We start from the raw sequence: 13,343 nt of genomic DNA, 5'->3' as shown, positions 1-13,343 counted from the left end.
ATCAATCCTCTTTCTCTAGCATTTCTTTAACAGAAGTCGCTAACTGTTTGAGAGAGAATGGTTTTGGCAAGAAGCCGAATTTAGCATCGGCTGGTAGATTGCGTGCAAATGCATCTTCTGCATAGCCGGATACGAAGATGAACTTGATGTCAGGATGCGTCTTGCGCAGTTCACGGAGAAGCGTTGGGCCGTCCATTTCAGGCATGACAACGTCGGAGACAACGATATCGACCTGACCGTTCAGTTCTTCAAGGACTTCAAGCGCTTCGACACCGGATGCTGCTTCGTGCACGGTATAGCCACGCGACTGCAGCGCGCGTACACCGCCCATACGAACCGCGTCTTCGTCCTCAACGAGCAGAACGGTCGCGGAGCCTGAAAGGTCTGTTGCCTTTTCGACCTTCTTCTCCTTGACCGCGACCGGCGCATTGTCGGTGCCTTGTTCCTCGATATGACGCGGCAGGAATATCTTGAAGGTTGTGCCTTTACCGACTTCGGAATCGCAATAGATGAAGCCGCCGGTCTGTTTGATGATGCCATAGACCATCGAAAGACCAAGACCTGTCCCCTTGCCTACTTCCTTGGTGGTGAAGAACGGCTCGAAGATTTTCTCCAGCACATCGGCAGGGATGCCCGTACCAGTGTCTTCAACTTCAAACACCACATAGTCCGCTTCAGGCAGATCACGATAGTTGAGCTTTGCTGCTTCGTGCGCTTTGACATTACGCGTGCGAAGCGTGATCTCGCCGCCTTCTGGCATGGCGTCACGGGCGTTTACGGCCAGATTGACGGCAACCTGCTCGAACTGGCCAAGATCGGCCTTAACAGGCCATACATCGCGTCCATGCTCGATCTTGAGGCCGATATCCTTACCGACGAGGCGTGCCAGAAGCATGCGCAGATCGGCCAGAACATCCGTCAGATCAAGAACTTCCGGACGGAGCGTCTGACGGCGTGAGAATGCCAGAAGCTGTCGAACGAGAGAAGCCGCACGATTTGCGTTCTGCTTGATGTTCATGATGTCCGGGAAGGACGGGTCGGACGCGCGGTAATTGCTCAGCAGCAAGTCCGACGACATGATGATTGCAGTCAGTACGTTGTTGAAGTCGTGAGCGATACCGCCAGCAAGCTGACCGACGGCCTGCATCTTCTGGCTTTGCGCCATCTGATTTTCGAGCGCTTTCTGCTCGGTAGTTTCCACTGCAGAAATGATGGCAGCTTCTTCGCTGGTTTCGCGCAGATCGGTGACAGCGCTCAGATAGAAGCGGATGTGGCGTTCTTCATTGCCCGGAAGTACAGTATCGACCGGCGAAATGCTGGCCTGCCCCGCAAATGCTGCAGCCAGTGCCTTATTGAAGGTTTCACGGTCACGTTCATGAACGACATTTTCGAGCTTCACACGATTATCGACCGCATCACGATCAACGACAGGCGCAAAAATATCGAGGAAGCGCGCATTGGTGCGCAATGTGTGCCCTTCGGCATCCACGGCTGCAATGGCCATAGGTGCTGAATTGAAGAAGCGCGTGAACCGAACTTCAGCAGAACGCAATGCTGCCGATGAATCGTCACCCTCGGCGCGATCCAGCACGATTGTGCGGCTTGTGCCGCGTGTTCCGTCGCGCGCTGCCTGAACGCGGTGATAGAAGCGAACAGCAAGACTCTGGCCGTTACGCTTGATCAGATCAAGATCAATGACTGTGTTGCGGCTGGTCCCCGGTTCTGCCTTGACGGCCTTAATGAGCGCCATTCCACTGCCCGCAACAATATCGTTGAGCGTAAGCGAACCCGGAGTGAATTGCGTGAGATCGACGCCGAGCCATTCCGCGAGCGTTGCATTTAAATAGATGATGCGCCCCGCCGGATCAGCTGAGAAAAAACCGGCTGGTGCATGGTCAAGGTGATTGATTGCTTCCTGTAGTTCCTGAAAAAAGCGCTCCTGTTCGGCACGCTCATCGGAAATGTCGGCAATCTGCCAGGCAACGAGCTGCCCCTTGAAGTCCTGTCCGCCATCGACAGGACGCGCCTTGATACGATACCAGACTGGTGCGGCAGAGCCATGGCCATCCCGTGAAAGACCACCGGAAATGCGTACTTCTTCCTGCCCCGAGAGGCCATCGCGGACAGCATTTGTCAGGCGATAGATTGCATCCGAGGCAGCGGGTTCATTCGTGAGGATATTGTCGAGCGAGCGCACGCCGTCGGCAGTGGCGACTCCGGTCATCCCGGCATAGGAATTATTGGCGTAAACGATCTGGCCACGGGAATCGGAAATTACGGTTCCTTCGGGCAGCGTATCCATGAAGGTATGAGCCAGATCCTGCCCGCCATGACGCTGGCTGAACTGGATCAGACCTGTGGCAGCGCCAAATAGATAGAACACGCCAATCATGGACAATATGCCCATCAGGACGATTGCAAATCCGTCACCGAGCTTGTCGCGAAACAGGAAATAGACAAGCGCTGCCATTGTCAGCACGATGCCGATAATCAGGAGCCTTAGAGCAGAGCTTGAGCCACGCTTCGGCATGACGAGCGGTTTCGGATAATTATTGTCCGTCTGTCGCGACATCAGGCCCACTGCCCTTTCATGCTGTTTGGCTGAACTGCATGGACGAAAAAACGTCCGTTCGCTGTTACTTCCAGCTCAAGCGCTATCTTGTTCATCAAGCAAAACCAATCACGTTCCCTGCATCGTTTTCCAGCTTCATGTCTTGTGCCAGATTTTGACGCATATTGCAGGGTATATACGATTCGCAGAATGCGTTAATTGCCCGGTAGCACAAGCTTGCCGACCTCAAAACAGCATCAACTAAGGTGTTTTGCACCGTTTTGGCTGGGGATCATATGTTTCTCCTAAATTGATGGAACATTCCCAAGCAAGGTAAATTGAACTAGTGTTCTATGGACATGAGTTGTCACGTTGATTTGAAGCGCGGGGAATTTGTGGTTTCCGTCAACCGGACATTATTCGTTTTAGTATGAGAGGGTTACCCGCATGAAGGATTGGCTCAGCGGTCTTGTTGGAGAAAGCGCGGCAAATATTGTCGGCTTCATCCTTATTTTTGCGATCATTTTAGGCGGAATTTTCGTGGTTCTGAGTATCATTCGTCGCTTCAGCGGTGGCACTTTTGCCACGAACGGTCGAACAGGACGCCAGCCACGACTTTCGGTTATGGATGCAGCAGCGGTCGATAGCCGCCGCAAGCTGGTTCTGATCCGCCGCGATGATGTTGAACACCTGCTGCTTATCGGTGGCCCTACTGACGTTGTTGTTGAACAGAATATCGTCATGGAATCGCGGGCCAATTCGCGCACGCAAAATGTACGTATCGAAGCGGAACATATCGAACGTTTTCGTCAGCATGAGGCGAGCATCACATCCGAGGTGACAGAGCGACCGGCCCTCACGCAGCAAGCAGCGGAAAAAGGCGAAGCCATTCAGCTCAATTCCCCGATCGAAACGCCGGTTCAGCGCAAATCCGAACCGGTTCGGGAAACCCCAGCCCAGCAGGTAAATCCTGAAACGCCACAGTTTCGTGCTCCTCCACGCTCGCCCGTAACGCCAATTGCCCCTCAGGCGCCGAAAACTGTTGAGGCACCCGCCGTTCAAGCACGTCCACAGCCGCCACGCCCAGCTCCGAACTATCCGCCACAACCACGTACGGTTCTTCCAGCTGAGCGTCCAACCGAACAGCCACAGTCACCACGCCTGCATCCTGCCTACCCTCTCAGCCAGGTTTCGCGCGGTGTTCTCAGTTCAACCTCTGGCCTGGGTGCAAGCGCCGCTGTAGTTGCTGCCGCAACTGTTGCAACATCAGATCTTGGTGGTGTGACGCCAGAGCGCGAAGTTTCAGCTGATGCAAAGACAACAGTTCCTGAAGTTGATGACATTTTGCAAAGCCCGGCGGTGACGACTTCATCAGCACCAGATTTTACACCTGTCGCTCCTAAGACAGAGCAAATTTCAGCGCCTTCAAATCCGGAGCCGGAAGCCGTTGATGATGATCTAGGCGATCTTGGTGGCGCTTTTCACGATGCCATCATGGCCGATCTTGAAACAGAAAGCCCGAAGGGTTCTGCCAGTGGCGAACCGGAGATGCTGGAAGTGGATATTTTTGAAGAAGAGCTTCTCGGCTCGCTCGATATCTCCCCCAACGGCGGTAAGCCGGATGACAGTATCGAGGATGAAATGGAAAAGCTTCTCGGTGAACTTACCAAGAATGAGACCCGCAACCGTTAAGTAATCTTTACAGCTCAAAGCGGGCTTGAAAGCAACGGCCAAAATCATGGGTATCAGTCGAACAGGCTGATACCCATGATTTTTGACTGATTAGAGCACAAAGAAAAAAGGCTGCGTGAGACGCAGCCTTTAAAGAATTTTCTACTCAACCTGATGAAGATCAATCGTCGCGATAGACCTTTTCGCGGCGCTCATGGCGCTCTTGTGCTTCAATAGAAAGCGTTGCGATTGGTCGTGCATCAAGTCGTTTCAAACTGATTGGATCGCCGGTTTCTTCACAGAAACCATAGGTTCCCTCGTCAATACGGCTTAAAGCTGCATCGATTTTAGAAATCAGTTTGCGCTGCCTGTCACGAGCGCGAAGTTCAATTGCCCGGTCCGTTTCGGAGGATGCCCTATCCGCCAGGTCCGGGTGATTTGCATTTTCCTGCTGCAGCGCTTCGAGAGTTTCGCGCGCTTCGCGCAGAATATCATTCCTCCATGCAACAAGTTTTGCACGAAAGTAAGACTTCTGCCGTTCATTCATGAACGGCTCGTCTTCAGTGGGCCTATAGTCAAGGTCGATCAATTCACTCATTCTGAATCACCCCACATCTAGGAGACGCGAGCGGTTATATAAGTCCATAGTAACAAGGACACAACATCAAACACACACGTCTCACTACTTTTTAATTCATCAAAATTGTATGATTTTGATGAAAAAATAAGCAATTAAATTTCAAAAAGTAATTTATTCGATTTTGCTTTTTATAAAAGACTTCAAGCTATTAGGTAGTCACCTGCTTAAGAAACATAATTACGAATGAAGAACAATCGATCCTTCAGATTATGCCCAATTATGCAGCAAAACTATCTGTGAATATTCACGCGGCATACCAGAAAATTGCCCGAAACTGCATGTAGACGGAGCAATATCGCAGAAAATGTGGCATGAATTGAGCTGCAAGCGCATCAAAATGCACTCTGGAGCCCTCAATGAGTCGTCTTTTTCTCCTCCGTCATGCGAAAGCAATATGGGCAAAGCCTGCGATGAAAGACTTTGACCGGCCGCTGGCCGAAGAAGGTATTTCCTCGTTGAACCAGTTGGCCGAAGCTATGAGGACGTCAAAGCTTTTTCCGGACAAGGTCTTGCTTTCTGCTTCCTGCCGCACGCGCGAAACTGCATCCGGTTTGATTGAACGGCTCGGAATAGATGCAGAAATGATCGTCGATGAGACGATCTATAGTGGCGGTGCCGGTGAATACATGCTGGCAATAAGGAAAAATGCGGGTTCAGAGAATTTGATGCTGGTCGGTCACAATCCAAGTATCGAGGATCTTGCATTGGCCCTATGCGGCGACGGTGAGCACGCAAGTGTTTCAAGGCTCGAAGCTGGCTTCCCGACGGCAGCACTCGCTACAATCACCTTTGATGGACCGCTATCGGAGATTGCACGTGGGCAGGGTTTTCTGAAGAGTTTTCCTCTGCCCTGTTAATGACTTGTCGATTGAATCCAACGCTTCCTTGTTGATACGCCTCACGAGTTCCTATGTATGGCTGTGACAAGATGTAATTCTCACGAGGGAACAATTGGCAAAACTGACCAGTTTCGGCGATGAAGCAAGGATTGCGCTCGATACGCTGACAGATCGAGCAACGGGTTTGATGTCTCCATCGTTGAGACTTGGCGTCACTGGTCTTTCTCGCGCTGGTAAGACGGTTTTCATAACCGCATTGGTGCACAATATGGTGCATGGTGGCCGCCTGCCCCTGTTTGAAGCCTACAAGTCGGGTCGCATTTCACGTTCCATGCTTGAACCGCAGCCAGATGATGCTGTTCCGCGTTTTCAGTATGAAGAACATCTTTCGGCTTTGCTCGACGAACGTATCTGGCCGGATTCGACGCGTGCTATCTCACAACTTCGTCTCACGATTGAATATGAGACCGCATCGGCGTGGGGTCGCTGGCTTTCGCCGGGGCGACTGTCGGTCGATATTGTCGATTATCCTGGTGAGTGGTTGCTCGACCTCCCCTTGCTCGGAAAGACCTATAGCGAGTTCAGTGCGGATTCCTTTGCTCTGGCCAATGAGCCAACCCATGTAGATCTCGCGCAGATGTGGCTGCACGACGCACAAACCGTTTCACTATCCGATAGTGCAGATGAATTGACCGCTCAGCGACTGGCGAGAAGTTTCACGGCTTATCTGCGTGCCGGCAAAGCAGACGAACGTGCTCTTTCAACACTGCCGCCGGGACGTTTTCTGATGCCGGGTGATCTTGAAGGTTCACCAGCGCTTACTTTTGCTCCGCTACCCGGACTGAAGCCGGAAGACTTCAAAACCGGTAGTCTGGCTGCGATGATGGAGCGTCGTTATGAAGCCTACAAAACGCATGTGATCAAACCGTTCTTCCGGGAACACATCGCCCGGCTTGATCGCCAGATTATCCTGATTGATGCCATGCAAGCCATGAATGCAGGTGGTGCTGTGGTGGCCGATCTTGAACGTGCATTGACCGACATTCTCTCTTGCTTCCGTCCCGGACGTGCCAACCTTTTGACCGGTCTTATCCAGCGTCGCATTGGCCGTATTCTGGTTGCAGCCACCAAGGCTGATCACCTTCACCACGAGAGCCATGACAGATTGCAAGCGATTGTTCGCCGTCTTGTTGAACGCGCAATAGAACGCGCTGATTTTTCAGGTGCTGATATTGACGTGCTGGCTATGGCGGCTGTTCGTGCCACACGTGAAGCAACTGTGAAAGAAGGCAAGGACACACTGCCAGTCATCATCGGAACACCGCTTAAAGGCGAACGAATTGATGCAGAAGTGTTCGATGGTGAAACAGAAACTGCTATATTTCCCGGTGATTTACCAAAAAATCCTAATGTAATATTCGAACCTTCACTTTCGAGCGATGAACCAGCCATTCGCTTCGTCCGTTTTCGACCTCCACGTCTGGAGAGAACGGCCGAAGGTTTAACGCTTTCATTGCCGCACATCAGGCTTGATCGTGCACTCCAGTTTCTAATCGGGGATCGTCTGGCATGAGTGAACAGCCTCCACGCAAACCCGCAGCTTTTGCCGTTAAGAAGCCAACAGAAGCGGTTTCAGTATCTGAGGCGACGCAAGACGCACCGCGTCGTCCGCGTGCTGTCACAGACCTGGATAAGGTCGTTCCAGAGACTGACGTCTTTGCCTTGAGCGACGAAGAAGCCGCTGAACTGGAGGTTTTGGACCCGTCATTTGATGCACCACCCCGGCGGCGCTGGTCTTTGAGCAAGGTCTTGTTGGGTGCTCTGGGTATATTGGTTTCATTTGCTATTGGTATTTGGACAGAAGACCTCATTCGGGCGCTTTTCACGCGTGCCGATTGGCTTGGCTGGATAGCACTTGGCGTGGCCATAGTTGCGCTTGCTTCATTCGTTGCAATTATCGTGCGTGAACTATTGGCTTTGCGACGGTTGGCATCAGTGCAGCACCTGCGCAAAGATGCCGCCGATGCGGCGGAACGTGACGATATGGCTGCCGCACGCAAGGCTGTTGACGCGCTTCGCACAATAGCGGCAGACCTGCCTGAAACCGCACGTGGACGACAGATGCTTGACGGCCTGACTGATGAAATCATTGATGGTCGCAATCTAATCCGCCTTGCTGAAACTGAAATATTGCGCCCTCTTGATCGCGAAGCGCGTGCATTAATCCTGAATGCTTCAAAGCGAGTTTCCATCGTAACCGCGATTAGCCCGCGCGCGCTTGTCGATATCGGCTATGTGATTTTTGAATCCGCTCGTCTGATCCGCCGGCTGTCACAGCTTTACGGTGGACGCCCGGGCACCCTAGGTTTTATCAAACTTGCCCGTCGGGTCGTCGCACATCTCGCCGTGACTGGAACTATTGCCATGGGCGACAGTGTCATTCAGCAGCTCATCGGCCATGGACTGGCATCGCGCCTTTCTGCGAAACTCGGTGAGGGTGTCGTCAATGGACTGATGACGGCTCGCATTGGCATTGCAGCGATGGATGTCGTGCGGCCCTTTCCATTCAATTCGGAAAAACGTCCCGGTGTTGGTGACTTTATCGGCGATATCGCGCGCATAAGCAGCGAGAAAGGCACGAAACCGACATCTCGCAGCTAGAGCGCATCCCGAAAAGTGTGAAACGGTTTTCGGACAAAGATGCGCGTTAAAATAAATATTTAGAGCGCCGATCTGATCCAATCAGATCGAAACGCGCTCTAGAGTACATTCATATTCCGGTAATAACGTTGACTTTAATGGCTATGACAACGAAGCATTAACCATTCGCAACGAATATGAGATAGACGTATCGGGTGCTCGAATCTGTGATCCTTGCACCATAGAAACGCACTGACGCCCGATTATCGAGCATTCGGTTGCGAAGTCTTTACAGATAAATTATTGGAATGGTGCCTTAGGGTCGAGATTCCGGGACAGAGCTGAATATGAAAAACTACATCGCTGCATGCCTCACGCTACTGCCCGCATCGCTTTTTGCTGCGCCAGCTCTGGCCGCAGATAAAGATGAACAGTTTTTCCAGACAATTGAGGGCCAATGGTCCGGTCCGGGTGAAATTGTCGCCGGGAAATATAAGGGCACCAAGTTTGTTTGCTCGCTGGCGGGCACAACGCCCAACGACGCAGTCGGCATGACACTGGATGGCTCTTGCCGGGTCGGTGTTTTCTCTCAGCCAATGAAAGCAACTGTCACACGCGTTGGTTCCAGCTATTCTGGCAAGTTCAATGACGGTGCAGAGGGCAAGGGTCTGAATGTAACGTCAGGCTCCGTGACTGGAAACAAAGTGGTTCTCGGCCTGAATCGCAAGGAACTCAATGGTGCGATGCTTGCGCGCGTCGCCGATAAAAACACCATGAATGTCACGGTGTCTGTCCGCGTTGACAAGGAACTCGTACCCGTCATCGGGATGAGCCTAAAACGCATCGACAACATGGCGGTTGGCAGCATCGCCAAGAATTAGTCTCTGAAAGCTAGTACCTCTATTCAAACCACCAGCCCGCACCAGTGCGGGCTTTTTCTATTTCAGAACTGGCGCATGCCATTTCCCACTCAGAAACGCTTTTGCCTGCAATCTTAAGTGTCGGAGCAATGTCATTGAGTGGGACGAGCACGAATGCACGTTCCTGAATGCGTGGATGTGGAAGCTCAAGCGCCGGTTCATTCATGACGACCGCCTCGCCTGACTTTTCCATTGCAAGAATATCGATATCGATAATTCGTGGCCCCCAACGCTCTAGCCGTACCCGTTTAAGAGAGCGTTCAACGTCGAGACACGTCTCAATAAGCTTAAGTGGTTCAAGTGCTGTTTCGATTTCCGCACAGGCATTGTGAAACCAGGCCTGATCCGTTTTACCCCAAGGCGGTGTGCGATAAACATTTGAAACGGCGGTGACCTTTGTGTCGTCACGAGCATCAAGCAGCTTTAACGCTTTGGCCATGGACGCGACAGGATCATCGATATTACCGCCAAGCCCGAGCCAGGCGCGATAAGGCATGGCATTGCTCATCAGCGTGGATAAACCACTGTTACTTCGACATGATCCAGAACGCCCGGAACCGGCGCATTCGGCTTACGAATGGTGATTTCAGCACGCTTGATCTGCGGGAAACGCGCGACCAGTGCTTTACCGACATCGAGCGCAAGTGTCTCGATGAGATAACGCTGACGGCCGGTGATGATGTCCTGAATAACAGTAAAAGCAATCCCGTAATGGACCGTGCCTTCAATATCGTCATTGTCCAGCGAGTCGCCGGGATCGACGTCCAGTATCGCATCGACATAGAAACGCTGACCGAGTTTATGTTCCTCGTCAAAGACGCCGTGGTGCGCAAAGAATGCGCAATTCATGATACGGATTGTGTACACGGCCATGGTTCCTATTTTGAATTTGCTTTGCTTTGCAGGATAGCATCGGCAACTGCAAGAGCGTCCCTATTAAAAGCGACATTGTGAACACGGAAGATGTCGGCTCCCGCCAAACGCATTGCAACTGATGTTGCAGCAGTTCCCACATCGCGCTTCAAAGGATCCGCCTGTTCAGTAATCGCACCGATGAAGCGCTTGCGCGAGGTTCCGACAAGTAAAGGATAACCGAACCGCTGCAATTCCTCCATATGTGCCATCAGCGCAACATCTTCGTCCTTGTCTTTGCCAAAACCAAAACCCGGATCAAGAACGACACGGGAGGTTTCAATGCCTGCCCTGCCCGCGATCTCCAGCGATACATCCAGAAATGCAAACTGATCGGCAATTACATCAGGATCGGTGTTTCTATCGCGACTGGTGTGCATGATAACCAGCCCTGCGCCTGTCTCTTTTGCAACTTGGGCGATCTCAGGTTCTCGTTGCAGCCCCCACACGTCATTCACAATATGCGCGCCTGCTTCCACCGCACGGCGTGCGGTCGAGGCGCGATAGGTATCGATTGAAACGATGCAGCCTAAACGCTGTGTAATAGCTCGAATAACTGGCACAACGCGTGCTGCTTCAGTTTCAGCATCAACGGCATCACTGCCTGGGCGTGTGGACTCTCCCCCAACATCGATAATTGTTGCCCCATCCGCGAGCATTGTTTCAGCAACTGCGAGGGCCTTATCAAGATCGTTGTGGAGGCCACCATCGGAAAAGGAATCCGGTGTAACGTTCAGAATGCCCATAATGACAGATTTTGTACCCAATTGGAGGCTACGATCGTGGGCAAGTTGCCATTGTTTCATCATTGACGAATATTCCGATTATTTTTCTTCGAACCGAATGCAGCCAAACGAGTGGTCTGATTCCGACATTTGCAATCGTCAGTTACAAGCGTTGAACAAACGTCGAAATTGAAAAGACCACTAGCACCATGTCGTTTTATAAGGGTCGTTATAGTTCTCTTGACGATTGCATGCCATGTTGCTCATCAGTGAATTTACGAGTTTCTTTCTGGTTTTATGAAGAGGTGCCGGAACATGTCTATGAGAAAACGGGTTCTGGCTCTGGGGTTGGCATTTGCAGTTGTTGCACCTAACGCTGAAGCAGCCTCCATTTTCCGGACGTTCAGCTATTATAATGTCAACGGAAAGACCGCTGAAGATCTCGACAAGGCATTGTCACGCAGTGGTCCATTTCTCAAGAAGACCGGCCAGCATCATCCGGGTGCAGCTGAAATCCGCTTCGACGCCAAGGTGCGTTATGGCCGTGCTGCCGGTGATCGCGCCTGCAAGGTCCAGGACGTTTATGTGAATGTCCATGCAAAGGTCATGTTGCCGCGCTGGAAGCAACGCCGCAAAACCACTGCCGAACTCGCGCTGATATGGGATACTTTGTATCAGGATATCCGCCGCCACGAAGAAAGCCATATCGTGATTGCACGCAGTCATGCCAGCGAGATGGAGAGAGAGATACGTTCTCTACGTAGCCGTACCGATTGTGTGACGCTGCGTGCTGATATCGACAAGGTAACGGAACGCCAGATGGCTGCGCATGATAAGGCGCAGGAACGGTTTGACCGGGTCGAAACCATCAATTTTGAACGTCGCTTTGAACGCTTGCTGACCTATAAACTCGAAAAAATGGTGCAGTAGAATCTGAAGCTTATCTGACTTGCTGCAGTTCGCGCCTGATGGCCTGTGTCATCAGGGCAGCCTCATGGAAACCGGAAACTATGAGTTTCAGCTTTCCCGGATAATGGCAAACGTCACCAATAGCGTATATTTTCGGCTGCGATGTGCGAAACGTCTCGGGGCTGACCACGATTGCGTTTCCGAACCGCTTGATATCAGCAGTAGCGAGTGGATCGGGTCGTACGATTTGACCAGCAGATGTCAAGGCGCCGAGCCCTGAAGCAATTACCAGAGCTTTGACATTGAAGGTGATGCCGGCGGCGGTATTAATCCGAACGCCCTGCTCATCAACGGTGATGCCTGAGATCAGCTGATTAAATTCAAAGTCAGGACGATAGGGCTCAATCTGCTTAAGCAGACGATCGATCAGCTCGTCACCCATAATCTCGGGAAAAGCCGGAATATCAAAGATGGGCTTGTCAGCATAAAGCGCGGTACACTGTCCGCCTGCCCGGCTCATGGAATCAAACAACCGACATTTGAAACCGAACAATCCGAGTTGGAAGACAGAGAAAAGGGCGACAGGCCCGGCGCCGATGATTGCGATGTCAGAATGACGTTCGGCTACCATCGACGCTCCTTATATGTCGCCACTCTGCCTGAAATATTAGTTCTGACGTTCCGGAACCTGGACAACGAGGCCGTCAATCTCATCCGTCACACGGATCTGGCAGGAAAGACGCGAGTTGGGCTGCGGCTCATATGCGAAATCCAGCATGTCCTCTTCCATCGCATCTGGACCACCGACGATCTCGGTCCAGTCTTCATCGACATAGACATGGCAGGTTGCGCAAGCGCAAGCGCCGCCGCATTCAGCATCAATGCCCGGAATGCCATTGCGGATTGCAGCTTCCATTACGCTCGATCCGTTGTCAGCTTCAACTTCCGTGCGTGAAGCGCCATCAGCGGATACGAATACAATTTTTGTCATTTTATGTTCCTGCACACGCCTTCCTCGGCGCGATTGATATCTCGCAGAGGCAAATACGGCCTTATGCTTAGAGTTTCAACCATTGGAGCATATTCGGCCAATAACTGCGCCAATATGCCATTGCATTAGAGCTCGCTTTGATCTGAAAATATAAGCGTTTTCTGATGTTCACTTGTGATGCAGGCACAATAGGCATTAAAGTGGCATATAGAAAAGTAAGCTTGAAAGTGGTGCAGATTTTTCGCCTTATGAATCAAACCATCGGTAGAATAATAATAACAGCTCTCCTCTAACGCGTATTTTTGTTAACGATTTGGCAGAGATGAGTTATGATGCTTTATCGCATCGGTTTGATTTCCACAGAATGATCGTTAATGTCAAAACGCCGGAAATCCGGCATTTTTTTCCAGTCTGCCCATTTTTGTTAACCTTGTATTTAAAGTTTTAGACATCAGGCGCGGGTGCCTATTTCCTTAACAAGCCCGAGCCGATACGATGAAAAATGGCGGAGTAAGTTTTGTAACGGCTCTATATTGATCCGGCCG

The 13,343-nt window shown here is 51.5% G+C and carries 13 protein-coding genes; 6 read left to right on the top strand and 7 right to left on the bottom strand.

Features of this window, described 5'->3' with window-relative positions; genetic code table 11:
* Position 1 precedes the first annotated feature (1 nt).
* Entirely contained in the window at positions 2–2,572 is a 2,571-nt protein-coding gene (gene cckA / locus CEV33_RS06070) for a cell cycle histidine kinase CckA (RefSeq protein ID WP_094539596.1), read from the bottom strand.
* A gap of 426 nt (positions 2,573–2,998) precedes the next feature.
* Between cckA and CEV33_RS06065 the strand changes: the two genes are divergently transcribed.
* On the top strand, positions 2,999–4,243 hold the full coding sequence (locus CEV33_RS06065; protein ID WP_094539595.1) for a flagellar biosynthetic protein FliO: 1,245 nt from the start codon (positions 2,999–3,001) through the stop codon (positions 4,241–4,243).
* Between the two features lie 160 nt (positions 4,244–4,403).
* Here CEV33_RS06065 and dksA read toward each other — a convergent pair whose 3' ends face one another.
* The gene (dksA, locus tag CEV33_RS06060) at positions 4,404–4,820 is read right to left on the bottom strand and encodes an RNA polymerase-binding protein DksA (protein WP_024898699.1); all 417 of its coding nucleotides are present in this window, start codon (positions 4,818–4,820) and stop codon (positions 4,404–4,406) included.
* 398 nt (positions 4,821–5,218) lie between these two features.
* Here dksA and CEV33_RS06055 point away from each other — a divergent pair, with 398 nt between their 5' ends.
* From CEV33_RS06055 to CEV33_RS06040, 4 genes are all read left to right on the top strand, one after another.
* Positions 5,219–5,719 (top strand): SixA phosphatase family protein, encoded by a 501-nt coding sequence (locus CEV33_RS06055; RefSeq protein WP_094539594.1) that lies wholly within the window; start codon positions 5,219–5,221, stop codon positions 5,717–5,719.
* Between the two features lie 94 nt (positions 5,720–5,813).
* Complete coding sequence (locus CEV33_RS06050; RefSeq protein WP_094539593.1) at positions 5,814–7,274, top strand: YcjX family GTP-binding protein; 1,461 nt, start codon at positions 5,814–5,816, stop codon at positions 7,272–7,274.
* Positions 7,271–8,362, top strand: a complete 1,092-nt coding sequence (locus CEV33_RS06045) for a YcjF family protein (RefSeq protein ID WP_094539592.1) — start codon at positions 7,271–7,273, stop codon at positions 8,360–8,362. Before CEV33_RS06050 ends, CEV33_RS06045 begins: the two co-directional genes overlap by 4 nt.
* Positions 8,363–8,688: 326 nt before the next feature.
* Complete coding sequence (locus CEV33_RS06040) at positions 8,689–9,222, top strand: hypothetical protein (protein ID WP_024898703.1); 534 nt, start codon at positions 8,689–8,691, stop codon at positions 9,220–9,222.
* Between the two features lie 19 nt (positions 9,223–9,241).
* Here the strand turns inward: CEV33_RS06040 and folK are convergent, their stop codons facing one another.
* Genes folK through folP form a run of 3 tightly spaced genes read right to left on the bottom strand, consistent with a single transcriptional unit; the run spans position 9,242 to position 10,982 of the window.
* On the bottom strand, positions 9,242–9,772 hold the full coding sequence (folK, locus tag CEV33_RS06035) for a 2-amino-4-hydroxy-6-hydroxymethyldihydropteridine diphosphokinase (RefSeq protein ID WP_374818024.1): 531 nt from the start codon (positions 9,770–9,772) through the stop codon (positions 9,242–9,244).
* The gene (gene folB / locus CEV33_RS06030) at positions 9,769–10,128 is read right to left on the bottom strand and encodes a dihydroneopterin aldolase (protein WP_024898705.1); all 360 of its coding nucleotides are present in this window, start codon (positions 10,126–10,128) and stop codon (positions 9,769–9,771) included. The genes folK and folB overlap by 4 nt, the downstream gene beginning before the upstream one ends.
* Positions 10,129–10,139: 11 nt before the next feature.
* Positions 10,140–10,982 (bottom strand): dihydropteroate synthase, encoded by an 843-nt coding sequence (folP, locus tag CEV33_RS06025; protein ID WP_094539590.1) that lies wholly within the window; start codon positions 10,980–10,982, stop codon positions 10,140–10,142.
* Between the two features lie 231 nt (positions 10,983–11,213).
* On the opposite strand from folP, the gene CEV33_RS06020 reads away from it, so the two are divergent.
* The gene (locus tag CEV33_RS06020; protein ID WP_094539589.1) at positions 11,214–11,828 is read left to right on the top strand and encodes a DUF922 domain-containing Zn-dependent protease; all 615 of its coding nucleotides are present in this window, start codon (positions 11,214–11,216) and stop codon (positions 11,826–11,828) included.
* 10 nt (positions 11,829–11,838) lie between these two features.
* Here the strand turns inward: CEV33_RS06020 and CEV33_RS06015 are convergent, their stop codons facing one another.
* Both CEV33_RS06015 and CEV33_RS06010 read right to left on the bottom strand, forming a co-directional pair.
* Positions 11,839–12,438, bottom strand: coding sequence for an FAD-dependent oxidoreductase (locus CEV33_RS06015; protein ID WP_094539588.1), 600 nt, complete (start codon positions 12,436–12,438; stop codon positions 11,839–11,841).
* 36 nt (positions 12,439–12,474) lie between these two features.
* Positions 12,475–12,798 (bottom strand): 2Fe-2S iron-sulfur cluster-binding protein, encoded by a 324-nt coding sequence (locus CEV33_RS06010; RefSeq protein WP_024898709.1) that lies wholly within the window; start codon positions 12,796–12,798, stop codon positions 12,475–12,477.
* Positions 12,799–13,343: the final 545 nt, after the last annotated feature.

It is taken from the genome of Brucella grignonensis, from assembly GCF_002252505.1.
GTDB lineage: Bacteria > Pseudomonadota > Alphaproteobacteria > Rhizobiales > Rhizobiaceae > Brucella > Brucella grignonensis.
The sequence above is the reverse complement of the archived record's forward strand: the minus strand, read 5'-3'. Positions and strand labels throughout refer to the sequence as shown.

Coding starts and splice junctions, on each gene's coding strand:
- cckA (WP_094539596.1), bottom strand. CDS start 2,572: ATGTCGCGACAGACGGACAATAATTATCCGAAACCGCTCGTCATGCCG.
- CEV33_RS06065 (WP_094539595.1), top strand. CDS start 2,999: ATGAAGGATTGGCTCAGCGGTCTTGTTGGAGAAAGCGCGGCAAATATT.
- dksA (WP_024898699.1), bottom strand. CDS start 4,820: ATGAGTGAATTGATCGACCTTGACTATAGGCCCACTGAAGACGAGCCG.
- CEV33_RS06055 (WP_094539594.1), top strand. CDS start 5,219: ATGAGTCGTCTTTTTCTCCTCCGTCATGCGAAAGCAATATGGGCAAAG.
- CEV33_RS06045 (WP_094539592.1), top strand. CDS start 7,271: ATGAGTGAACAGCCTCCACGCAAACCCGCAGCTTTTGCCGTTAAGAAG.
- CEV33_RS06040 (WP_024898703.1), top strand. CDS start 8,689: ATGAAAAACTACATCGCTGCATGCCTCACGCTACTGCCCGCATCGCTT.
- folP (WP_094539590.1), bottom strand. CDS start 10,982: ATGATGAAACAATGGCAACTTGCCCACGATCGTAGCCTCCAATTGGGT.
- CEV33_RS06020 (WP_094539589.1), top strand. CDS start 11,214: ATGTCTATGAGAAAACGGGTTCTGGCTCTGGGGTTGGCATTTGCAGTT.
- CEV33_RS06015 (WP_094539588.1), bottom strand. CDS start 12,438: ATGGTAGCCGAACGTCATTCTGACATCGCAATCATCGGCGCCGGGCCT.
- CEV33_RS06010 (WP_024898709.1), bottom strand. CDS start 12,798: ATGACAAAAATTGTATTCGTATCCGCTGATGGCGCTTCACGCACGGAA.